General features: G+C 67.5%; 22 protein-coding genes and 1 pseudogene. 12 read left to right on the top strand and 11 right to left on the bottom strand.

What is annotated here, in order from left to right; all coding sequences use genetic code 11:
• Window positions 1–43 precede the first annotated feature (43 nt).
• Both purN and purH read left to right on the top strand, forming a co-directional pair.
• Window positions 44–691, top strand: coding sequence for a phosphoribosylglycinamide formyltransferase (gene purN, locus ACFWU2_RS05550; RefSeq protein WP_378602366.1), 648 nt, complete (start codon window positions 44–46; stop codon window positions 689–691).
• Complete coding sequence (purH, locus tag ACFWU2_RS05555) at window positions 678–2,237, top strand: bifunctional phosphoribosylaminoimidazolecarboxamide formyltransferase/IMP cyclohydrolase (RefSeq protein WP_378602123.1); 1,560 nt, start codon at window positions 678–680, stop codon at window positions 2,235–2,237. Before purN ends, purH begins: the two co-directional genes overlap by 14 nt.
• A 42-nt stretch (window positions 2,238–2,279) precedes the next feature.
• Here purH and ACFWU2_RS05560 read toward each other — a convergent pair whose 3' ends face one another.
• Window positions 2,280–2,519, bottom strand: a complete 240-nt coding sequence (locus ACFWU2_RS05560) for a hypothetical protein (protein WP_378602125.1) — start codon at window positions 2,517–2,519, stop codon at window positions 2,280–2,282.
• 281 nt (window positions 2,520–2,800) lie between these two features.
• Entirely contained in the window at window positions 2,801–3,763 is a 963-nt protein-coding gene (locus tag ACFWU2_RS05565; protein WP_378602128.1) for an alpha/beta hydrolase, read from the bottom strand.
• 221 nt (window positions 3,764–3,984) lie between these two features.
• Here ACFWU2_RS05565 and ACFWU2_RS05570 point away from each other — a divergent pair, with 221 nt between their 5' ends.
• Entirely contained in the window at window positions 3,985–5,370 is a 1,386-nt protein-coding gene (locus tag ACFWU2_RS05570) for an ATP-binding protein (protein ID WP_378602131.1), read from the top strand.
• On the top strand, window positions 5,370–7,304 hold the full coding sequence (locus ACFWU2_RS05575; protein ID WP_378602135.1) for a VWA domain-containing protein: 1,935 nt from the start codon (window positions 5,370–5,372) through the stop codon (window positions 7,302–7,304). The genes ACFWU2_RS05570 and ACFWU2_RS05575 overlap by 1 nt, the downstream gene beginning before the upstream one ends.
• A 15-nt stretch (window positions 7,305–7,319) precedes the next feature.
• On the opposite strand, the gene ACFWU2_RS05580 is transcribed toward ACFWU2_RS05575, so the two are convergent.
• From ACFWU2_RS05580 to ACFWU2_RS05600, 5 genes and pseudogenes are all read right to left on the bottom strand, one after another.
• A complete protein-coding gene (locus ACFWU2_RS05580) occupies window positions 7,320–8,507 on the bottom strand; it encodes an MFS transporter (protein WP_378602138.1) in 1,188 nt (395 codons plus the stop codon).
• A 158-nt stretch (window positions 8,508–8,665) separates the two neighbouring features.
• The gene (locus ACFWU2_RS05585) at window positions 8,666–9,067 is read right to left on the bottom strand and encodes a hypothetical protein (protein ID WP_378602141.1); all 402 of its coding nucleotides are present in this window, start codon (window positions 9,065–9,067) and stop codon (window positions 8,666–8,668) included.
• 259 nt (window positions 9,068–9,326) lie between these two features.
• Entirely contained in the window at window positions 9,327–10,253 is a 927-nt protein-coding gene (locus ACFWU2_RS05590; protein ID WP_378602369.1) for an AEC family transporter, read from the bottom strand.
• Window positions 10,254–10,793: 540 nt separating this feature from the next.
• Window positions 10,794–11,051, bottom strand: coding sequence for a 30S ribosomal protein S18 (gene rpsR / locus ACFWU2_RS05595; RefSeq protein ID WP_072699716.1), 258 nt, complete (start codon window positions 11,049–11,051; stop codon window positions 10,794–10,796).
• Window positions 11,009–11,216 (bottom strand): annotated as a pseudogene (locus ACFWU2_RS05600) (hypothetical protein); the annotation flags it as partial. The pseudogene ACFWU2_RS05600 and the gene rpsR, both read right to left, overlap by 43 nt.
• A gap of 72 nt (window positions 11,217–11,288) precedes the next feature.
• Here ACFWU2_RS05600 and ACFWU2_RS05605 point away from each other — a divergent pair.
• The 7 genes from ACFWU2_RS05605 (at window position 11,289) to ACFWU2_RS05635 (ending at window position 17,628) form a co-directional block, all read left to right on the top strand.
• Window positions 11,289–11,978 carry a response regulator transcription factor gene (locus tag ACFWU2_RS05605; RefSeq protein ID WP_169621450.1) on the top strand — a complete coding sequence of 230 codons (690 nt, stop codon included), beginning with the start codon at window positions 11,289–11,291 and terminating at the stop codon, window positions 11,976–11,978.
• Window positions 11,979–11,986: 8 nt separating this feature from the next.
• Complete coding sequence (locus ACFWU2_RS05610) at window positions 11,987–13,387, top strand: ATP-binding protein (RefSeq protein WP_378602372.1); 1,401 nt, start codon at window positions 11,987–11,989, stop codon at window positions 13,385–13,387.
• A 157-nt stretch (window positions 13,388–13,544) separates the two neighbouring features.
• On the top strand, window positions 13,545–14,816 hold the full coding sequence (locus ACFWU2_RS05615; RefSeq protein ID WP_378602375.1) for a trypsin-like peptidase domain-containing protein: 1,272 nt from the start codon (window positions 13,545–13,547) through the stop codon (window positions 14,814–14,816).
• 86 nt (window positions 14,817–14,902) lie between these two features.
• Window positions 14,903–15,400, top strand: a complete 498-nt coding sequence (locus tag ACFWU2_RS05620; RefSeq protein ID WP_378602144.1) for a molybdenum cofactor biosynthesis protein B — start codon at window positions 14,903–14,905, stop codon at window positions 15,398–15,400.
• A gap of 4 nt (window positions 15,401–15,404) precedes the next feature.
• Entirely contained in the window at window positions 15,405–15,638 is a 234-nt protein-coding gene (locus ACFWU2_RS05625; protein ID WP_378602378.1) for a hypothetical protein, read from the top strand.
• Between the two features lie 578 nt (window positions 15,639–16,216).
• A complete protein-coding gene (locus ACFWU2_RS05630; RefSeq protein WP_378602147.1) occupies window positions 16,217–16,930 on the top strand; it encodes an MspA family porin in 714 nt (237 codons plus the stop codon).
• 53 nt (window positions 16,931–16,983) lie between these two features.
• Window positions 16,984–17,628 (top strand): MspA family porin, encoded by a 645-nt coding sequence (locus tag ACFWU2_RS05635; protein ID WP_378602150.1) that lies wholly within the window; start codon window positions 16,984–16,986, stop codon window positions 17,626–17,628.
• 102 nt (window positions 17,629–17,730) lie between these two features.
• On the opposite strand, the gene mscL is transcribed toward ACFWU2_RS05635, so the two are convergent.
• The 4 genes from mscL to ACFWU2_RS05655 all read right to left on the bottom strand — a co-directional run bounded on the left by mscL (window position 17,731) and on the right by ACFWU2_RS05655 (window position 20,172).
• On the bottom strand, window positions 17,731–18,165 hold the full coding sequence (gene mscL / locus ACFWU2_RS05640) for a large conductance mechanosensitive channel protein MscL (protein ID WP_378602153.1): 435 nt from the start codon (window positions 18,163–18,165) through the stop codon (window positions 17,731–17,733).
• Window positions 18,166–18,331: 166 nt separating this feature from the next.
• Window positions 18,332–19,054, bottom strand: a complete 723-nt coding sequence (locus ACFWU2_RS05645; protein WP_378602156.1) for an SAF domain-containing protein — start codon at window positions 19,052–19,054, stop codon at window positions 18,332–18,334.
• A gap of 95 nt (window positions 19,055–19,149) precedes the next feature.
• Window positions 19,150–19,485, bottom strand: a complete 336-nt coding sequence (locus ACFWU2_RS05650) for an FmdB family zinc ribbon protein (protein WP_378602159.1) — start codon at window positions 19,483–19,485, stop codon at window positions 19,150–19,152.
• 84 nt (window positions 19,486–19,569) lie between these two features.
• Window positions 19,570–20,172 carry a 5-formyltetrahydrofolate cyclo-ligase gene (locus ACFWU2_RS05655; RefSeq protein WP_378602162.1) on the bottom strand — a complete coding sequence of 201 codons (603 nt, stop codon included), beginning with the start codon at window positions 20,170–20,172 and terminating at the stop codon, window positions 19,570–19,572.
• Between the two features lie 60 nt (window positions 20,173–20,232).
• Between ACFWU2_RS05655 and ACFWU2_RS05660 the strand changes: the two genes are divergently transcribed.
• Window positions 20,233–21,144 carry a UTP--glucose-1-phosphate uridylyltransferase gene (locus ACFWU2_RS05660; RefSeq protein ID WP_169621459.1) on the top strand — a complete coding sequence of 304 codons (912 nt, stop codon included), beginning with the start codon at window positions 20,233–20,235 and terminating at the stop codon, window positions 21,142–21,144.
• Window positions 21,145–21,147 lie beyond the last annotated feature (3 nt).

Below are 21,147 nucleotides of genomic sequence, written 5' to 3' on the forward strand. Positions count from 1 at the left end.
GGCCGGTTCGTCGGCCGACCCCTCGAGTTCCAGGAGTAGTGCCCTGACTGCCTCGCGTGACCAGCTTCCTCCCACCGCACCGGCGCGGCTCGTCGTCCTCGCATCCGGGACGGGAAGCCTGTTGACGTCACTGCTCGAGCAGGCTCGTAACGACAACTACCCCGCGAGCATCGTCGCTGTCGGTGTCGACCGCGAGTGCCCGGCCGAAGAGCACTCGGCGGCAGCCGGAATCCCTGTGTTCCGGGTGTCCCTGCGCGAGCACCCGGACAGGGCCGCCTGGGATCGCGCACTCACCGACGCCGTCGCCGAATTCGAGCCCGATCTCGTGGTCACCGCAGGATTCATGAAGATCCTGGGTCCGGCGTTCCTCGACCGTTTCGGTGGACGCATCATCAATACCCATCCGGCATTGCTGCCGTCGTTCCCCGGCGCACACGCAGTGCCCGATGCGCTCGCGTACGGCGTGAAGGTCACCGGTTCGACCGTGCACCTCGTCGACGGCGGAGTCGACACCGGCCCGGTGCTCGCGCAGGAGGCGGTGCCCGTCCTCGAGGACGACGACGTCGCGAGCCTGCACGAACGAATCAAAGTTGTGGAGCGACGGCTGTTGGCAGAGGTGGTCGCCGCCGTCGCGACCCGTGGAGTTGTTTCCGATGGACGAAAGGCCGTGATCCCCGGTGACCGAACGTAAGACTGTGCGCCGCGCGCTGGTCAGCGTGTACGACAAGAGCGGACTCGTCGAACTGGCGACAGGACTCCACGAAGCGGGAGTCGAGTTGGTCTCGACCGGCTCCACTGCGGCGACGATCGCCGGAGCGGGCCTGCCCGTGACGAAGGTGGAGGAACTCACCGGCTTCCCGGAGTGCCTCGAAGGTCGCGTGAAGACGCTGCACCCGCGTGTCCACGCCGGCATTCTCGCGGACACCCGCAAGCAGGACCACCTCGACCAGATCGCCGATCTGGGCATCGAGGCGTTCGAACTGGTCGTGGTCAACCTCTACCCGTTCACGGAGACGGTTGCTTCCGGCGCCGGCCCCGACGAGTGCGTCGAGCAGATCGACATCGGTGGACCGTCCATGGTGCGTGCCGCTGCGAAGAACCACCCGTCGGTGGCTGTGGTCGTGGATCCCGCCGCGTACGGCGATGTCCTCGAGTCCGTCGCGGCCGGCGGTTTTACGCTCGAGCAGCGCAAGCGCCTTGCCGCGCAAGCGTTCCAGCACACCGCGGCCTACGACGTTGCGGTGGCGTCCTGGATGAACAGTGGCTACGCGTCCGCGGACGACGATGCGAAGTTCCCCGCCTGGACCGGCGCCACGTGGACTCGTGCGAATGTGCTGCGCTACGGGGAGAACCCGCACCAGGCGGCTGCCCTCTACGTGGACGGGTCGGGTGAGCCGGGGCTCGCTCAGGCCGAGCAGTTCCACGGAAAGGAAATGTCCTACAACAACTATCAGGACGCCGACGCCGCATGGCGTGCCGCGCACGATCACCGCGAGCCGTGCGTCGCGATCATCAAGCACGCCAACCCCTGTGGGATCGCGATCGCCGATGACATCGCGACCGCTCACCGCAACGCCCACGAATGCGACCCGGTGTCGGCATTCGGTGGTGTGATCGCCGCGAACCGTGAGGTGAGCGTGAAGATGGCCGAGCAGGTCGCCGAGATCTTCACCGAGGTCGTCATCGCGCCGTCGTATGCGGACGGCGCGGTAGAGGTGCTCTCCCGCAAGAAGAACATCCGCATCCTGCGGGCCGACTCGCCGTCGTCCTCGCAGATCGAGATGCGTCAGATTTCGGGCGGGCTCCTGCTTCAGGAACGCGACGCGCTCGATGCCGAGGGCGATGCACCGGCCAACTGGCAACTCGCGTGCGGCGAAGCCGCCGACGCGGCCACTCTGCGCGATCTCGAGTTCGCATGGCGGACGGTGCGCGCCGTCAAGTCCAACGCGATTCTGCTGGTCTCGGGTGGCGCGACCGTCGGAGTCGGCATGGGGCAGGTCAACCGCGTCGATTCGTCGCGTCTGGCCGTGACTCGTGCGGGCGACCGGGTCGTCGGTTCCGTCGCCGCCTCGGACGCGTTCTTCCCGTTCGCAGACGGTTTGCAGGTGCTCACGGAGGCCGGAGTGAAGGCCGTCGTTCAGCCCGGCGGATCGGTGCGCGACAACGAGGTCATCGAAGCAGCGCGTGAAGCCGGGATCACCCTGTACCTGACGGGTGCCCGCCACTTCGCCCACTGACAGATACCGGACGGCGCCGTCCACGGCGCACGTGCCTGCAGGTCAGGCAGCGTGCGAGTGGGCGGCGTCGTCGTGTGCGGACTCGCTCCCGCGGGGCCTGCGTCCCTCGGAGATGACGAGGCGCGCAGCACCCCGTTCGAGCAGTTCGCGGATCAGATCTGCTGCGGCGGCGCCGCTTTCGGTTCCGCCGACGCGACTGAGATCGATCGTGATGGCGTGACCGGTCAGGTCGCCGGGCAGGTCCGACGGGACGGATCCGCCGGGTTCGATGCGAAGTTTCATGGTGTTGTTTCTCCTGTCGAAAAAATGAAGCTGTGGGGATAAGAAAGGGCACCCGGGGCGATGTGCCCGGGTGCCCGAGAAGGGAGTCGTCGTGTGACTTCTATTCTCGGGGTGGCCCTGCGGCGAAGTGGGAATGAAGGTGCGCAAAAGGTACGGGGCAGCCGATGACATGCATGTGCTTGAATCGCATCGAACCGTACCTTTCTCGGGCGTACCAGCGGGTTAACGGAAAACCATACACCAATGACGCGAAAGCGACATTTGTTATTCCGCGGGCGCGGTCACAGGGTCTTCAGCCACGCCTCGAATCCGGACGTGAACTCCTCCGAGAAGGGCAGGTCGGCGATGTAGTCGGCGCCGGTCGACTGCTGGTCGCCGATGTCCTTGAGGACATGGTTCGTGTGCGTCATCCGCAGCGAGGTGAGCCGGGTGTGGACGAGAGCATCGTCGAGCGCGTCGACGTCCTCGATGCGCACCTGGATGTCCTTCGTCGATGCGCTCGAGAGCACCGGCAGGTCGCCGTCGACCTGGGCGGCGAGCATCCGCGGATCGAGCGCGTCCTCCTCCGCGAGAGCCTTGGCGTTCGCGGGGACGAGACCTGCGTTGCGGAGCGGCTCGGGCAGGTTGTCACTGAGAGTGCCGTCCGCGCGCAGGGATTCGACCGCTCCGGTCAGCGCGAGCCGGAGTTCGTCGGCGATCTGCACGGGAAGCTTCTGGGCGATGACCACCGCGTCGAGCTGGGCGTCGATCTGGGCGGTCAGCAGGTCGAGCAGGCGCACCGCGAGAGGCTCGAGCAGGCCGATGCCCCTGATCCGCGGGTTGTCCTGCGCGAGCGCCAGGGCGATGAGCGCGCCTTCGCTGTGCCCGACGACGTAGAGGTGGTCCGCGTTGACGCCGCGCTGACCGGCGAGGAAATCGAGACCCGCGGACGCGGCGTCGATGAAGGTGGAGAACCCGAGATCGGCGACGTCTTCGACGTCGTACGGTCCGAGGCCCGTGACGCCGCTGCCGAGCTTGTCGTAGCGCAGGCTCGCGAAGCCGTGTCGTTCGAGGACGTCGGCGAGGTGGCGCAGCGTACCGATCGGCCCCGGAAGCAGGGCGCTGTCACCGTTGCGGTCGGTAGGACCGCTGCCGGCGAGCAGAAGCACTCCGGGCACCGCACCCCTCCTCATCGACACGGGTACCCGGACGCTGCCGTGCAGGGTCACGTCGCCGCTGGAAAAGGTGATCTCGGTGTCCGACATACACCGTGTCTATCAGAAGAGCCCCCGACGTTCCGTATTCAGGCACCTCATGGGCGCACACCTGGCAGACCGCGACCGTCCTAGGGGAATCGGCCTGTCGGCGATGCACGGGGCAGGGTCCTCGACGATCCGCCGGATCAGGGTGGCCGAGGTTGTGCAGGAGGGGGAGGTTCCCCGGGTTGCAGGTGCCGAAACCGTCGCACGGTCGTACCTTGGATGAGGTGACGTCTCCCACACCGCGCCCGTCCACCCTCGGAGAGCTGCGCGCCTCCGGCCATGTGCATCGTCCCGTCAAGGACGAGATGAGGCAGAATCTCGTCGCCGCGCTACGCGACGGCACCGATCCCTGGCCCGGCATCGTCGGTTTCGACGAGACCGTGGTCCCGCAACTCGAGCGGGCACTGCTCGCAGGCCACGATGTGGTTCTTCTCGGCGAACGAGGCCAGGGAAAGACGCGCCTGCTGCGCACCCTCGCGTTACTGCTCGACGAGTGGACGCCCGTGATCGCGGGATCCGAACTCGGCGAGCACCCCTACGAACCCATTACGCCCGTCTCGATCCGCCGCGCGGCCGAACTCGGCGACGATCTGCCGGTGGCGTGGCGGCACCGCAGCGAGCGCTACGCCGAGAAGCTGGCAACTCCCGATACCTCCGTCGCCGACCTCGTCGGGGACGTGGACCCGGTGAAGGTGGCGGAAGGACGCAGCCTCGGCGATCCCGAGACGATTCATTTCGGGCTGGTCCCGCGCGCCCACCGCGGCATCGTCGCGATCAACGAGCTTCCCGACCTCGCCGAACGCATCCAGGTGTCGTTGCTCAACGTCATGGAGGAGCGCGACATCCAGGTGCGTGGCTACACGCTCCGGCTCCCGCTCGACGTGCTGCTCGTCGCGAGCGCGAACCCGGAGGACTACACCAACCGCGGCCGGATCATCACCCCGCTCAAGGACCGGTTCGGTGCCGAGATCCGCACCCATTACCCCATGGAACTGGACGACGAGGTCGCGGTGATCGAGCAGGAAGCCGACCTGCAGGCCCGCGTTCCCGACTTCCTTGTCGAGATCCTCGCGCGCTTCACCCGGTTGCTGCGCGAGTCGACGTCGGTCGACCAGCGTTCCGGTGTCTCCGCGCGATTCGCCGTGGCGGGCACCGAAACAGTCGCGGCCGCTGCCATGCACCGCGGCGCGGTGCTCGGAGAGGACGACCCCGTCGCACGGCCCGTCGATCTGGGGACCGTGGTCGAGGTGCTGCGCGGGAAGGTGGAGTTCGAATCCGGCGAGGAAGGAAGGGAATTCGAAATCCTCGACCACCTGTTGCGTCGTGCGACGGCGGACACGGCGCGCACGCGGCTGGCCGGGATCGATCTCGCACCACTCGTCGCCGCGGTCGAGCAGGGCGAGCCGGTGATCACCGGCGAGCGGGTCACTGCGAAATCGTTGCTCGACGCCCTGCCCGAACTGCCGGTTCTCGATACGGTCGCCGAACGACTCGGGGCTTCCGACAGCGGCTCTCGCGCCGCCGCAATCGAACTCGCACTCGAAGGCCTGTATCTGGCGCGGCGCATCGCGAAGGACGCCGGCCCGCGCGGTGCGGCGGTGTACTCCTGATGGACCGTTCCGCGAGGTACGGCCCGTACCACGGGGGTGACCCGCTCGCGCCGCCCGTGGATCTGCGCGACGCGCTCTCCGCGATCGGCGACGACGTCCTCGGTGGGGCGTCGCCGCAACGCGCGCTGCGCGAACTGCTGCGCCGCGGCAGCAACAGCATGCGCGGACTCGACAAGCTTGCCGCGCAGGCCAACCGGCGTAAGCGGGAACTGCTCGACCGCACCGATCTCGACGGCACTTTGAGAGAGGTGCGCGAACTCCTCGACCGGGCGGTGCTCGAGGAACGGAAGGAACTCGCGCGCGCCCTCGACGACGACGCGCGGTTCGCCGAGATGCGGATCGAAGAACTGCCGGCGTCGACAGCGCAGGCTGTGCAGGAACTCGCCGACTACGACTGGCGCAGCGAGCGGGCGCGGCAGGACTACGAGAAGATCCGGGATCTGCTGGGCCGGGAAATGCTCGATCAGCGGTTCGCCGGAATGAAGCAGGCACTGGAAGGTGCCACCGAGGAAGACCGGCAGCGCATTTCCGAGATGCTCGAAGACCTCAACAACCTCCTCGACAAGCATGCGCGCGGGGAGGACATCCCCGAGGATTTCGAACAGTTCATGGCCGAGCACGGGGAGCTCTTTCCCGACGATCCGCAGAACGTGGAGGAACTGCTCGATTCGCTCGCGCAGCGGGCGGCCGCCGCGCAGCGACTACGCAACTCGCTGACGCAGGAACAGCGGGAGGAACTCGACGCACTCGCGCAGCAGGCGTTCGGATCGCCGTCGCTGACGAATCAGCTCGGCCGGCTCGACGGCCACCTCCGTGCCGCGCGGCCCGGTGAGGACTGGGACGGATCCGAACGTACCCGGGGCGACGAGGGCATGGGGCTGGGCGAGGCGACCTCCGCCCTCCAGGAGATCGCGGAACTCGACCAGCTCGCCGAGCAGTTGTCCCAGCAGTACGCCGGGGCCTCTCTCGACGACATCGACCTCGACGAACTCGAGCGCCACCTCGGCCCGCAGGCCGTTGCCGATGCGCGCACACTCGCCGATCTCGAGAAGGAACTGCAAAAACAGGGATTCTTCGACCGCGGGGCGGACGGCAAGTGGCGGCTCTCGCCCAAGGCGATGCGTCAGCTCGGGCAGACCGCGCTGCGGGACGTGATGAACCGGATATCGTCCCGCACGGGTCAGCGTGAATCGCGACGCGCCGGGGCGATGGGGGAGCCCACCGGGGCGACGAAGGCCTGGGAGTTCGGTGACACCGAGCCGTGGGACGTCGTGCGCACCCTCACCAACGCGACGCTGCGCAGCCCCGGCGTGCCGGTCCGGATGTCGGTGAGCGACGTCGAGGTGGTCGATACCGAGCAGCGGGCTCAGGCGGCGGTCGCATTGCTCGTGGACACGTCGTTCTCGATGGTCATGGACGGCCGCTGGGTGCCGATGAAGCGCACCGCGCTGGCACTGAACCACCTGGTGTCCACACGGTTCCGGGGCGACGCGCTGCAGTTGATCGCGTTCGGGCGGCACGCGCGAGTGGTCACGGCACCGGAACTGGCGGGGCTCGACGGTGTGTACGAGCAGGGGACCAACCTTCATCACGCGCTGATGCTCGCGGGCCGGCACCTGCGTCGTCATCCCAACGCGCAGCCCGTCGTGCTGGTCGTGACCGACGGCGAGCCCACCGCCCACCTCGAACCCGAGGGATATGCGGCGTTCGATTATCCGCCGAGTGCCAGGACCCTCGGCCTGACTGTGCGCGAACTCGACCATCTCGGCAAGATCGGCGCCCAGGTGACGATCTTCCGGCTCGGCGACGATCCCGGGCTGGCCCGGATCGTCGACCGGATGGCCCGCCGGGTGGGGGGACGGGTCGTGGCACCCGACCTCGACGGCCTCGGCGCGGCGGTGGTGGGCGACTACGTGCGGATGCGCCGCCGCTGACGTGGTGTGGCGGGATCAGGTCCGCAGGGCCCGCCACGTCGACGTGGCCGCCGCGGAGAGCAGCGCTGCGGTCACCCAGAACACCGAGGCCACACCTGCGATTCCGGCTATCCCGCCGGCGGCGACGGGGACGAGCACCTGGCCGAGGCGGTTGCCGGTGAGCCGGACCGCCAGCGCCGAGGCTCGATCGGACGGGGCGACCAGTTCGACGACCCACGTCATCGTCAGTGGTTGACCGACTCCCCAGAACGCGCCGCAGACCGCGAGCATCGCGGCGATGAGCCACGGGTTCGGCAGGAACGGAATGAGCGCGACCGGCACGACGGTGCCTGCAGTGGCGGAAATGAGCAACCGACGCCGGCCGACGTGCCGCAACGCCCACGGCAACAGCGCGCGGGACAGGATCGACGTGAGCGTCCGCGCGGTGAGCAGCGCCGATACGAGCAGCACCCCGAACCCGAATTGCTCTCCGAGGAGGGGCAGGTACACCACCACGAGGTCGACGGCGGCGAGCACGATCAGGCTCGACAGCATCGCCGGTTTCATGCCGGGAGTGGAGAGCATCGAACGCACCGACTGGGGTGCGCCGTCGTCGGCCGTGCGCCCGGAACCGGGTGGCTCCCGCAGTCCCAGCACGAACGGCAGCGCCACCGCGCAGATCACCGTCATCACCAGCAGCGCGCCCGTGGTCTCCACATAACCGTCGTCCGCGCTGTGGTTGGCGGCGATGATTCCCGCGACCGGTACACCGACGGCCTGGCCGACCGACACTCCGAGTGTGATCCCCGCGAATCCTCGGTCGAGGCGGTCGGGAGGCGACAGGATCGAGACGAATGCCTGGCCGGATACCGTGACGAGCAACTGCCCCAGGCCGAGGACGATGTTGCCGGCACCGAGCACCAGCAGACCCGAACTGGCCGCGATGAGCCCGACACCGAGCGTGGACACCACGATCCCGATCCGCAGGATCATCGTGGCGTGACCGCGGTCGACGGCACGACCCATCCGGACCGCCGCGATCAACGGCACGATCGCGTACAGGGCGGTGACCAGGCCGATCGTCGTCGCGTCGCCGCCGAGCGCGAGGATCCGATACGACACCAGCACACGAACCGATTGGAAGGCCGCGTGCAGCAGCGCAGTCGCGGTGCACAGGTACAGCAACCAATGGCGAGGCACGCCGATCTGTGGAGCGTGGGACATCGGTCAGATGCCTGCCGCGGCGGGAGACGGAGTGAGCGACAAGGCCATGCCACTACCGTATGCGGCCCGGCTCCGAGCCCCGTATACGGCTCGGCCCGGTTGATACTGCCGTCCGGAAGGTGTTCGAGGAGTGTGCATTACGCCGTGAAGATACGTGGTCAGTGCGGCTCACCTGCCGTGACGACCCGATCCCCGAGCGGCGACTGCAGCGCAACCTCGACCGTCCCGGTCACGGCGATCATGATGCACATGCGGTCCTGAGCCTCGGGCAGGGTGCCGCCGAGCACGGTGACACCCACTGCATCGGTGGTCTCGGTGACCGCGGCGTGCACGCCGTAGCATTCCGGCGTTCCCGTCTCGAAGTGCAGCGCGATGCGGTCGTCTCCGGCACGTGACCACCCCTGGACCTGCACCGGATGTGGGTCGACGATGTCGGGTCGCGCAGCGAACTTCGTCGCCCCTTGCGGCACAGCAATTTCCGGCAGTGGCTCGATGTCATGGTTGCCGGATCCGCAGGCGACGGCGAGAACGCTACAAGCGAGCAAGACGATCAAACGCATGCGGTCACCCTAAGCCCGCACTCGCAGGCGAGCGATGCCCTGCGGCGACGGCGGAAACCGGTTGTCAGCTCCCCTCTGGGACGAGGTCCCATGTGGAGACTTATCGCACAAGCACACGCCCATCGGTCGCTTTCGTGCAGCCTTGCCTACGACGAAGCGTGAGCACGCCCCGAGACCGAAGGGGACATTCCCCAGGGACGGCTGGAGACCCGCAAGCACTGCGCCGCTTTCGGACAGTTCCACGATGCCCGGCCGCTACTCAGGTCAGCAGGCTCGCGACGATGCCGATCGCGGGTATCGAGGCGAGGGTGGTGACGAGCGCGGCGTCGCGCGAGAGGACCATTCCGCGCCCGTACGCGCTCGCGTAGACGAAGACGTTCTGGGCGGTGGGCAGGGCTGCGACCACGACGACGGCGAACAGCGCGTGCCCGTCGAGTCCGAGCAGGTAGCGGCCCATCGCGTACGCGAGCAACGGTTGCACGACGATCTTGAGCACCGACGCCAGTGCGATGTCCCGTCGCGGGCTCGTACCCTTCTCGAGCACTCGTACGCCCTGCAGCGACAGTCCGAACGCGAGCAGCGCGCCGGGCACCGAGGCTCCTCCGAGCAGGTGGAACGGTTGCAGGATCGCCGCGGGCACCGTCCAGCCGCTCACTGCGACGGCGAGTCCGGCGGCACCCGCGAGAACGATGGGGTTCTTGAACGGGGCCGTGAGTGTGTCGAGTCTGGACGCCCCGGCACGCATGGTCGACAGGTCCAGCATCGTCAGTGCGATGGGGGAGAGCACCACGATCTGGAAGAGCAGCAGGGGCGCGACGAACGAGGCGTCGCCGAGAACGAACACCGCGATGGGGATTCCGAGGTTCGCGGAATTGACGTACCCGGCGCAGAGTGCGCCGATGGTGAGTTCGGGCACGGGACGTTTCAGCCACAGGGCTGCGATGACGAAGTACGCGATGGCGACGACGAACGCGGTGGCCGCGGCGACGTACAGGTTCGGGGAGAAGATGATCGCCAGGTCGGACGTGGCGAGCGCGTCGAACAGCAGTGCGGGAGTCGCCACGAAGAACACGAGCCGGCTGAGTACGGTCTGCGCTTCGGCGCCGAGCGTTCCCCGGCGTCCCAGCACGAATCCGATCGCGATGATGACGAAGATGACGGTGAACCCCGCGACCACGCCCGACACCGATTCACCCACTCGTACGAAGCTCTCCACCGGGCGCGTCACGCCCGGCGAAAAAGGTTACCACCGGTAACGGTTCGGTCCGGTTCTGCGGCCACGACTCCAGGGGTAGGGGGCGTGACGTGATGCCGCCGGCGGCGGGCGCGAGCCCCCCCCCGGCGGGGTGTCCCCGACAGCCTGCCCCGTGGGGCAGCGGACGGGGTGAATGCCCCCGGTCGTCATGCGCGGAAAGGCTCGGTGTCGGTGGGGACTGGTGAGCCGTCGCGCTATAGGGGGCACTCCGCTGAAACGATCTCTGTCCTCCCCGGCAGTGCGATTCGTTTCAGCGAACAAAAACCTATCCGGAAATCGGAGCAGGTGCCAACAGGAGTTCCCGAATTTTGGGCGAAATGCAGGCGATTTACTCGTGCGGCGATGATAATGCCCAGTTTGCCCGATTCGCAGGTCGGACATGCCTTCCGTGAGCCGAACACATCCGCGCATACGACGACCGCCCCTCCCGTGAATACGGAAGGGGCGGTCGTCGGAATCTGCGGCGTGCGCCTACTTGCTGCTGATGTAGGGAAGCAGAGCCATCTCGCGCGCGTTCTTCACCGCGATGGCCACCTGGCGCTGCTGCTGCGGGGTCAGGCCGGTCACGCGACGGCTGCGGATCTTGCCGCGGTCGGAGATGAACGTGCGGAGCAGGTTCACATCCTTGTAGTCGACATAATCGATCTTTGCCGCGAAGAGGGGATTCTTCTTGGGCTTGCGTCCCTCTACGGCACGCGACTTCTTGGACGGTCCTCGCTTGACTGCCATATCTCGCTCCTCACCAGCTCGACTTTGTGGACGCCGGGTATTTCCCCGCGGTGGGTGACTTCACGTACGCCCTCGTGAGAGCCCGAACTTCCGCAGGTGGCCGCGCGGGCGGCCGTCCGCAGCGTCTCGATTGAGCAATCTTACCGGACGCAACGAGCAGGGCAGACCGCAGTACGATTCCGGCCGCACGGCACGCCCCTCAGTCAATTCTCAGCGGTTCGGTCCACACTGAGAACCATGCGCATCTTGGTGGTCGACGACGACCGGGCAGTGCGGGAATCGCTGCGCCGCTCTCTCAGCTTCAACGGATACACCGTCGACCTCGCGTCGGACGGGCAGGAGGCGCTCGAACACGTCGTGGCGTCACGGCCCGACGCCATGGTGCTGGACGTGATGATGCCGCGCGTCGACGGCCTGGAGGTGTGCAGGCGCCTGCGCAGCACCGGCGACGACCTGCCGATCCTCGTCCTCACCGCCCGCGATTCCGTCTCCGAGCGGGTGGCGGGACTCGACGCCGGAGCAGACGACTACCTCCCCAAGCCGTTCGCACTCGAGGAACTGCTCGCCCGCCTGCGGGCACTGCTCCGCCGCGCCACCCCGGACCCCGACGCGTCCGCCGAGGAGACGATGCGGTTCGAGGACCTCACACTCAACGCTGCGACCCGCGAGGTCACCCGGGGCGACCGCCGGATCAGTCTCACCCGCACGGAGTTCGCCCTGATGGAAATGCTGATGGCGAACCCGCGACGAGTGTTGTCGCGCAGCCGGATTCTCGAGGAGGTGTGGGGGTACGACTTTCCCACCTCGGGTAATGCTCTCGAGGTCTACGTCGGCTACCTGCGCCGGAAGACCGAGGCCGGGGGTGAACCCCGCCTGATCCACACCGTGCGCGGTGTCGGGTACGTGTTGCGCGAGACCGCACCGTGAAGTCGAAGATGCGCCCGCCGATGCTGCTGACGCGGTCGGTGCCGCTGCGCACCCGCGTCACTCTGCTCGCGGCCGGCGCCGTCGCCCTCGCCGTGGCGGTCACCTCGATCGCCGCGTATGCCGTCGTGGCCCGTGCGCTGTATTCCGACGTCGATCAGCAACTTCGTGCCCGCGCCGAGGCGCTGGTCGAGTCGAGCACCCTCATCACCTACGACCCCCGATACATCGGGGGTGCCCAGCTCTACAGTTCCGACATCAGTGTCGCGTTGATCTACAGCGACCTGAGCCGGTACGTCCCGCCCGGATCGTCGGTACCGATCGGCGAACCGGAGCTGGCCGTGGCGGAGGGTGAGCGCGAGTCGTCGCTACGGACCGTCGATCAGCAACGCGTCCTTGCGCAGCGCATGCCCGGCGGCAGCACGGTGGTCATCGCACAGCGGCTGCGGCCCACCGTGGAAGTGCTGAACCGGATGGCGAGCGTGCTCTTCGTCGTCGGCGGGTGTGGCGTCGTGCTGGCCGCGGCCGTGGGGGCGACCGTCGGCCGGACGGGGCTGAGACCGGTCGCGCGGCTGACGGCCGCCGCCGAGCGAGTGGCGCGCACCGACGACCTGAGACCGATCCGGGTGAGCGGACACGACGAGCTGGCGAGGCTCACCGAGAGTTTCAACATGATGTTGCGGGCGCTCGCAGAGTCGCGCGAACGGCAGAGCAGGCTGGTCGCGGATGCGGGGCACGAGCTGAAAACGCCGCTGACCTCCCTGCGCACCAACATGGAACTGCTCATCGCGGCCAGTAGACCCGGTGCGCCGAGTCTGCCCCCCGAGGACATGGCGGAGCTTCGCGAGGACGTCGTCGGGCAGATCGAAGAACTGTCCACGCTGGTCGGCGACCTGGTGGATCTCGCGCGCGAGGATGCTCCCGAGGCGGTGTTCGAGGCCGTGGACATCGCCGAGGTGGTCGACCGGAGTCTCGAGCGGGCACGACGACGACGGACCGACGTGGTCTTCGTCGCGGTCACAGAGCCGTGGTACGTGTTCAGCGACCACGCCGCGCTCACCCGGGCGATGGTCAACGTCCTCGACAACGCGGCGAAATGGAGCCCCGCCGGAGCAGAGGTGTTCGTGCGGATGCGGCAGATCGGTCCCGGCCTGATGGAAATCACGGTGGATGACGCCGGCCCGGGCATCCCGGAAGAAGAACGCGAACTGGTTTTCGAGCGTTTCTACCGCGCGACGAGCGCTCGCTCGATGCCGGGCTCGGGCCTCGGCCTGGCCATCGTCCGGCAAATCGTCATGAAGCACGGCGGCACCATCGCCGTCGACCGTTCGGAGCGAGGCGGGGCATTGATCCGCATCGTGCTGCCGGGAACCCCCGATCTCGGTGACGACACCGGGAGCGACCGGACGTAGCGGACCAGCCGGAGCGGACTGACAGGGATTTCGGAGCCGAATATTAAGCCGGTTCTCAGATGAGCGGTCCATCCTGGGAAGCGGACGCCGAAGCGCCACCGCGCTTCGGGCGACCGGACGCTCGTCCTGGTACTCGAATCGGATGAAGGCGATGACCATGAACGATGACCCCACCCGCGGCGCAGGTTCGCCGCAACCGCACCCCTATGGGCAAGGGCAGCCCACCGGTCCGTACGGACCGGCGCAACCGACGGGCGCCACCGGCCCGGGCCAGTCGCCGGGGCCGTACGGCCCGGGTCAGCCCACCGGTCCGTATCCACAGGGGCCGTACCCACAGCAGACCCGGGGCACCGGGCGTATGCCCGGCCGTTCGGCGCTGGCGGTCGGCGCGATCGCACTCGCGATCGTCAGTGGTGGCATCGGTGGGGCAGTAGGCGCGTGGGCGGTCAAGGATTCCGGCGGCGGTACCGCGGTGGTCAACTCGCTCGATACGCCCGCGGACGAGAACGTCACGGTCGTCGAGGCCCCCGAGGGCAGTGTGCAGGCGGTCGCCCAGAAAGTGGTGCCGAGCGTGGTGCGGATCGAGGTGATGGGTCGCACCAGCAGCGGCGAAGGCTCGGGCGTCGTTCTCTCCTCGGACGGTTTGATCCTTACGAACAACCACGTCGTCGAGGGCGCGGGCGGCGGGGGACAGCTCACGGTGTACTTCGCCGACGGCACCTCGGCTCCCGCGACGATCGAAGGGGCCGATGCCGTGTCCGATGTCGCGGTGATCCGGACCGAGGGCCGCAACGATCTCACCCCGATCGAACTGGGCAACTCGGACAACATCCAGGTGGGACAGGAAGTCGTCGCCGTCGGTTCGCCGCTCGGACTGGAGAGCACGGTCACCGCCGGCATCGTCTCCGCACTCGAACGGCCGGTGTCCACCAGCGGGCAGACGGGCAACCAGAGTTCGGTCATCGACGCGATCCAGACCGACGCCGCGATCAATCCGGGTAACTCGGGCGGCGCGCTCGTCGACATGGAGGGGCGTCTCGTCGGGATCAACACCGCGATCGCCACGGCCGGTTCGCAGTCCGGATCGATCGGGCTGGGCTTCGCCATCCCCGTCAACCAGGCTCGTCGCATCGCCGATCAGCTCATCGATACCGGTAAGGCTCAGCACGCCGTCATCGGAGTCCAGGTCCCGTCCCAGAGTCAGGACAACGGCGCGCGTGTCGCCGAGGTGGTCGCGGGCGGGCCCGCCGAGCGCGCGGGAATTCCTGCCGGCTCTCTCATCGTCAAGGTCGACGATCGGGTCATCACCGACGGTGATGCGCTGATCGCGGCGATCCGTTCGCACGCTCCTGGCGACACGGTGAAGATCACCTATCAGGATGCGAACGGGAACCAGAACACCGTCGATGTCGAAACGACGTCGGGGTAGAGCGGCGAGGAGCCGAAAAAATGGACATAACTCACAATTTCGCGCATGCAGCGCGTCCGCCGCAGCCGCGAACTACCGTGGGTGTCATGGAACTCGAAGACCTGAGAATCGGCCGTGCTCTGGTCGTCATCGTCGACGACCGGGTCTCCCACGGGGACAGCCCCGACGCGGCCGGTCCGCTCGTCACCGAGCTGCTGGTGGAAGCCGGGTATGCGGTGGACGGTGTGGTCACGGTCGCGGCGGACGAGGTCGAGATCCGCAATGCACTCAATACCGCCGTGATCGGCGGTGTCGACCTGGTGATCTCGGTGGGTGGCACCGGTGTCATGCCCCGCGATGTGACTCCCGACGCCACGGCCGATGTGCTCGATCACGAGATCCGCGGCATCACCGAAGCGCTGCGCGCGTCCGGTCTCGCGTCCGGCAATGTGCAAGCCGGACTGTCGCGCGGGCTCGTGGGGGTGTCCGGGTCGACGCTGGTCGCCAACCTGCCCTCGTCGCGCGCGGCGATCAGGGACGGCATGGCGACGTTGTTGCCGCTGGCGGCCCATGTGATTCAGGAATTCTCGCGAGTGGAGGAGTAGGACCATTTCGAACGACGAGTCGTGCGGGACCCCCGCCGACAACGTAGCCGATCGGCCTGCGTCACCGTCCCCGAGCCGCGCCCGGATCGACCGGGCGCGGCTCGCGCGCATCTTCGGCGACGTGCTTCCCGAGACCACCCGTGACGAACGGGGCAAAGGGGATGAGGGCCGCGAAGGTAGGGGCGATTCCGACGAATGGCTGCGTCAGCAAGTGCCTCCACACCACGGACTTATGTGATCTACCTCACGTTTGTAAGGCTAACCTTACTCTAAGAGGAACCCGTTATAGGCGGCAACGAAACGTTCCCGAAACATTCCGTTTGGTTCGCGTTCCCGTTCACCACCAGGAAGATTCTGTGCCCCCCGACACAATTCCGGGAGGTTTCTACGCCGCTCGCTCGGGGAATCCCCTCCCTCACCTGCTGAAACGTATTCATGTCCGGACTCGCGTGTCCGGCGGGCACGAGAACGCCGTCACTTTCGCCCGGTGTGGTCGCGAATACAGAAAGCCTCCTCGAGCGACGGACCCACAGGCTCGAATTTCCGGCTCGCGTGAATCTCTAGCCGTTGCCCCGGGAAAGGTCACGGTCTAATCTCCCTCTCAGGTTCGATCAGATCGCGGAGAGGTCTCACACACCGGCTCTTCGATCTCGAATTGGTAACGCAAAACCGTGCGGACGATTGACGCACCGAACGCACCGGCGGGCACTCCGGCGGTGCGTTCGCTGTGGAGAACGCCTTCGCGGGCGACGAGGGCGACCAGCAGTGCCGGACGCGGGTGCGCCACCCGGCACTCAGAGAACGGATGAGGCATTCATGAAGATTCAGACGCGACGCGGTTTCAGAGCCGCCCGCAACGCCACGGTGGCGGCGGCCGCCGTGGCCGGTCTGGTTCTCGGATCGACCGGCGCCGCGAGCGCAGAGGTCAACGATCAGAACCGGATCGTCTCCGACGGCAACGAAGTCATCGTCACTCAGGAGGACACCTTCATTCAGGGCGTGCCCCCGATCGGTGGCAGCCCACTGAGCCGTGAGTGGTTCCACAACGGGCGTGGTCTCGCGAACATCGTCGGCCCCGACGCCGCCGATTTCGAGGGCACGACCTTCCAGTTCGGCTACCAGGTCGCATGGTCGGCGTCGATCGACGGCTCCATCGGCTTCAGCTGGAGCAGTCCGCAGCTGGAGGCCTCGGCTACCACGACGTTCGTGCCGGTCCTGGATGCTGACGGCAACCCGGTCGAGGTCGACGGCGTTCAGGTCTACGCCCCCGAGGTCGGCCCGATCGACACCACGGTCAGCGACATTCTCCCGCAGGCCACCGCGGCTGTAGAGCTCACCCCGGCACCCGGGATCGAAGAAATCGTGGTCGCCGAAGGCGAGTTCGACGGCGACTTCAAGGAAGTTCAGATCGCCAACGTCCACGGTGCCGCCACCGGCGTCATCGGACCGGTCTCGCTGCGTCCGTTCGTCCGGGCCATCACCGCGAACGGCGACAACGTCACGACCTACGGCCAGGTCTGGACCCTCTGAGTCCTGCACTGCCCATCCCACCAGTAGTACCCACCACCAAAAACGGAGTAATCATGGGAATCAAGTCGCGTGGCTTCAAGGCCGCACGTAACGCCACTGTGGCCGGTGCCGCCGTTCTCGGACTGGTCCTCGGTGCCTCCGGCGCCGCTTCGGCCGAGGTCAACGATCAGAACCGCATCATCTCCGACGGCCTCGAGGTCGTCGTGACGCAGGAAGACACCTTCATCCAGGGCACCCCGGCCCTCGGCGGCAGCCCGTTCAACCGCGAGTTCTTCCACAACGGCCGCGGCACCGCCAACATCCTCGGTGAGGGTGCAGCCGACGCGGAGGGCACCACCTTCCAGTTCGGTTACCAGTTCGCATGGGCCGGCAGCATCGACGGCGCCATCGGCGTCACCTACTCCACCCCCGGCCTCGAGGCTGACATCACTGTGCCCGGTACGACTTCGGCCGGCCTGACGGTCACCGACATCCTCCCGCAGGCATACGCCGAGCTCGAGCTGACCCCGGCTCCGGGCATCGAGGAGCTCGTCGTCGCCGAGGGCGAGTTCGACGGTGACTTCAAGACCGTTCAGTTCGCCAACGTCCACGGCACCGCCTCCGGCGTCCTCGGCGCTGTCCAGGTGCGTCCGTTCGTCCGCGCGATCACCGCGAACGGCGACAACGTCACCACCTACGGCCAGGTCTGGACCGTCTAAGTAGACGTCCGGCAACTGCCGAACCGCACCACAGGCTGGGCCCACTCGGAATCCGAGTGGGCCCAGTTCTTTTGTGCGGGGAGGCCTTTTGTGCGGGGAGTTCTACGGCCGATCGGGCGCTGTCCGGGTGTGCGCGCCACCCTGGCCCGGCTGACCGGCCTGCGCCTCGAGGATGTCGCGGATCTGGATGAGCAGGTCTTCGGCACTCGCCTCCTTGTCCGCCTCCTCGGTGACGAACTTCTTCTTCGCCGCGTTGGCGGGAAGAATGAGTACGAAGTACACGACCGCGGCGATGATGATGAAGTTGATCGCGGCCGTGATCACCGCACCCACGTTGATGAACGTGGCGGGATTGTCGGCGAGGATCTGGAAGCCCCAACCCAATTCGTTGTCGCCGCCCAGCGCGGCGATCAAGGGCTCGATGACGTATGTCGTGAAGGCGGTGACGATCGCCGTGAACGCGGTTCCGACCACCACCGCGACCGCGAGGTCGAGGACGTTACCTCGGAGCAGGAAGTCCTTGAAGCCTTTGAACATGGTGCTCTCCTTCGTGCAGGGGTTCCGGCGACGAGCGCGGGCACGTGCGGTGGATCACATCCACAGAGTGAACGATAAACCGGCCGGGCGTTCGGTATGGCCGTCTACGGCAGTTCGGGCCGACCGCACGTCGGGTGCACCGACAGGTCGGGTCTGGTCCGCGGGCTCAGTGCAGCGTCACCGTCAATGCACTGACCAGCGACGCGGCGGCGACGGCGGTGGCCTGATCCGGTTCGAGGGCAACCAGAATCACCCGCTCGGTCCGGTCGCGAGCGGAGTCGGCGCGCTGCGCCAGCACGACGATCGCACCCCGCGCGAGGACGTGCGCGTCGGGCACGGCGGCATCCGTCCCACCCGCGACGGTCACGACGTCGACCAGGTCGCCTTCGCGGAGCAGTTCGCCCACCCCGGCGTCCGCAAGGCGGATCGGCACCACACGGGCGTCCTGGACGCCGGTGGCCGCCGACGCGAGGCGCGGCCCCACCAGACGGGCGTCCACCAGGGTTTCACCGGCGGGCACGGGGCCGGCGAGGGTGTGGCCCACGGCGTTCGCGAGGTCGGTGAGTGAACCTGCGGCGAGACCGGAGGCGTCGCGTTCGGAGAGGGTGAGGTCGTCGGCGGTGAGCGCCCGCCCCGGGCTCAGGTCCCGTGCGGCCACGACGACGGGCAGCCGTTCGGTATCCGGATCACCGCGCAGCGCAAGGACTGTCGCGAGAACGGCGAGAAGTCCTGCGCCCGCCTTCCGGGCGGCACCCGCACGTGCCCAGCCCGGCCGGAGTCGTTCGGCAATCCGGTCGGGGAAGGTCGGCTGGAGCGAGGAAGGCCGGGGCGGACGGCCGCGCCCGGGTGGAGTGAATCGGGGCGGAAACGACAACGGACCGACGGGCATGTGCCGACGCTATGCGTTCGGATCTGCCCGCCGGTCTCACGAAGAGATGTGGTCGGCGTCCTGGGGATAGGCAGGGCGCCTGGGGAGAACCCCGATCAGCTCGCTGCGGCGGCCGGGGTCGAGGACGTGCTCGCCGACGAGGTGCTCGTCGAGGAAGAGTTCGACGAGGAAGAGTTCGACGAGGAGGCGGCCGGGGCCGACTCGGAGGTGCTCGACTTCGTGTCGCTCTTCGCGCTCTCGCTTGCGGTGCTGCCGCTGCGGGAGTCGGTGCGGTAGAAGCCGCTGCCCTTGAAGACGATGCCGACCGAGTTGAACAGCTTGCGCAGCTTGCCGCTGCACTCCGGGCACTCGGTCAGGGAAGCGTCGCTGAACGACTGCACAATGTCGAACTTGTTGTCGCACGCCGTGCAGGCATATGAGTAGGTGGGCACCGCTTGATCCTCCGCCAGTTCGTCGTACCGCGGTATTCGTCAGACCGCAGCTTTGGCACTCTATCGCCGACAGTGCCAACAACGCTAGCGGGTGTGTTGTTCCGCACGGTTGCCCGCACCGAGGCGGACCAGCCCTTTCCCCGGGGTGAGTGCCCAGCCCATGCGGATGTCGTGAGGATCCTCGGGCAACTCGGTGACGAGTTCGTCGTCGCGTACGACCGCGACGATCTTCGCATCGGGCGCGGCCAGGTGGAGTGTCCGGTCGTAGAAGCCCGCGCCCCGTCCCAGTCGCACGCCGCGGACGTCGACCGCGAGTGCGGGCACGAGCACCGTGTGCGCGTCGCCGACCGTCTCCGGCGGAAGTATCTCGCCCGCCGGTTCCCGCAGTCCGAAACCCGCCGCGAACAGCGATGATTCACCGCGATACTCCGCCCACGAGAGTGCCGACCCCTCACGCGTCACCGGTACGAGGACGGTGGCACCCGCGGCGGCCAGGGCGTCGAGTAGCGCTGTCGAACCGGGCTCCGAACCCACGGGAACGTACGCGCAGACCGTCGAGCCCGCGGGGGCCAGGGATGCGGCCGTCCGCGCGAGTGCTTCGTCTTCGACGTGGCGAAGATCGCTTTCTACTCGGTGTCGCGCGGAGATAATCCGGGTACGCCAGAGTGCTTTGGAAGTGCGGGCCATGCGGGTCGCCTTAAGATCACGGGGCCAACGATCGGTTGGCCGAAGTTAGGGTGGGAGTCTATGACGAACAAAACGGACGGCGCGGCGTGGCGCTTCAAGACCGCGGTTGTCCCGGCTGCGGGCATGGGTACGCGGTTCCTCCCCGCAACGAAGACGGTCCCCAAGGAGCTTCTCCCCGTGGTCGACACCCCGGGCATCGAGCTCGTGGCGGGCGAAGCGGCCGAATCCGGCGCGGAGCGCCTGCTGATCGTGACCGCGCCCGGTAAGGACGGTGTCGTCGCGCACTTCGTCGAAGACCTCGTTCTCGAGTCGAAGCTCGAAGAAAAGGGCAAGTACGAACTGCTCGCCAAGGTTCGCAAGGCGCAGGGCTTGCTCGAAGTCGAGTCGGTGATCCAGGAGAAGCCGCTTGGTCTGGGCCACGCGGTGGCATGCGCGGAAGCAGCTCTCGACGACGACGAGGAAGCCATCGCCGTGCTGCTGCCCGACGACCTCGTGCTGCCCGTCGGTGTCCTCGAGATCATGCAGCGGGTGCGCGCCAAGCGCGGCGGTTCGGTGCTGTGCGCGATCGACGTGCCGAAGGAGCAGGTGAGCGCGTACGGCGTCTTCGACGTCGAGATCGTCCCCGATGCCGTCAATCCCGACGTGCTCAAGGTCCTCGGCATGGTCGAGAAACCGGACGTCGCAGACGCCCCCTCCACATTCGCCGCTGCCGGCCGTTATCTGCTCGACCGGGCGATCTTCGACGCACTGCGTCGCATCGAGCCCGGCGCAGGCGGAGAACTCCAGCTCACGGACGCGATCGCGCTGCTGATCGCCGAGGGTCACCCCGTCCACGTGGTCGTGCATCGCGGCACCCGACACGACCTCGGAAATCCCGGCGGGTACCTTCGCGCTGCGGTTGACTCTGCGTTGAACACGGACGAGTACGGTCCCTCGCTGCGCGAGTGGCTGATCGAGCGCCTGGAACAGTGACAG

This window comes from Rhodococcus sp. NPDC058639, assembly GCF_042717545.1.
Classification (GTDB): domain Bacteria; phylum Actinomycetota; class Actinomycetes; order Mycobacteriales; family Mycobacteriaceae; genus Rhodococcus.

Bases quoted from the DNA above. Each gene is read 5' to 3' on its own strand.
- ACFWU2_RS05560 (WP_378602125.1), bottom strand. From the start codon at position 2,519: ATGAAACTTCGCATCGAACCCGGCGGATCCGTCCCGTCGGACCTGCCC.
- ACFWU2_RS05565 (WP_378602128.1), bottom strand. From the start codon at position 3,763: ATGTCGGACACCGAGATCACCTTTTCCAGCGGCGACGTGACCCTGCAC.
- ACFWU2_RS05575 (WP_378602135.1), top strand. From the start codon at position 5,370: ATGGACCGTTCCGCGAGGTACGGCCCGTACCACGGGGGTGACCCGCTC.
- ACFWU2_RS05580 (WP_378602138.1), bottom strand. From the start codon at position 8,507: ATGTCCCACGCTCCACAGATCGGCGTGCCTCGCCATTGGTTGCTGTAC.
- ACFWU2_RS05585 (WP_378602141.1), bottom strand. From the start codon at position 9,067: ATGCGTTTGATCGTCTTGCTCGCTTGTAGCGTTCTCGCCGTCGCCTGC.
- rpsR (WP_072699716.1), bottom strand. From the start codon at position 11,051: ATGGCAGTCAAGCGAGGACCGTCCAAGAAGTCGCGTGCCGTAGAGGGA.
- ACFWU2_RS05605 (WP_169621450.1), top strand. From the start codon at position 11,289: ATGCGCATCTTGGTGGTCGACGACGACCGGGCAGTGCGGGAATCGCTG.
- ACFWU2_RS05610 (WP_378602372.1), top strand. From the start codon at position 11,987: ATGCGCCCGCCGATGCTGCTGACGCGGTCGGTGCCGCTGCGCACCCGC.
- ACFWU2_RS05615 (WP_378602375.1), top strand. From the start codon at position 13,545: ATGAACGATGACCCCACCCGCGGCGCAGGTTCGCCGCAACCGCACCCC.
- ACFWU2_RS05620 (WP_378602144.1), top strand. From the start codon at position 14,903: ATGGAACTCGAAGACCTGAGAATCGGCCGTGCTCTGGTCGTCATCGTC.
- ACFWU2_RS05630 (WP_378602147.1), top strand. From the start codon at position 16,217: ATGAAGATTCAGACGCGACGCGGTTTCAGAGCCGCCCGCAACGCCACG.
- ACFWU2_RS05635 (WP_378602150.1), top strand. From the start codon at position 16,984: ATGGGAATCAAGTCGCGTGGCTTCAAGGCCGCACGTAACGCCACTGTG.
- mscL (WP_378602153.1), bottom strand. From the start codon at position 18,165: ATGTTCAAAGGCTTCAAGGACTTCCTGCTCCGAGGTAACGTCCTCGAC.
- ACFWU2_RS05645 (WP_378602156.1), bottom strand. From the start codon at position 19,054: ATGCCCGTCGGTCCGTTGTCGTTTCCGCCCCGATTCACTCCACCCGGG.
- ACFWU2_RS05655 (WP_378602162.1), bottom strand. From the start codon at position 20,172: ATGGCCCGCACTTCCAAAGCACTCTGGCGTACCCGGATTATCTCCGCG.
- ACFWU2_RS05660 (WP_169621459.1), top strand. From the start codon at position 20,233: ATGACGAACAAAACGGACGGCGCGGCGTGGCGCTTCAAGACCGCGGTT.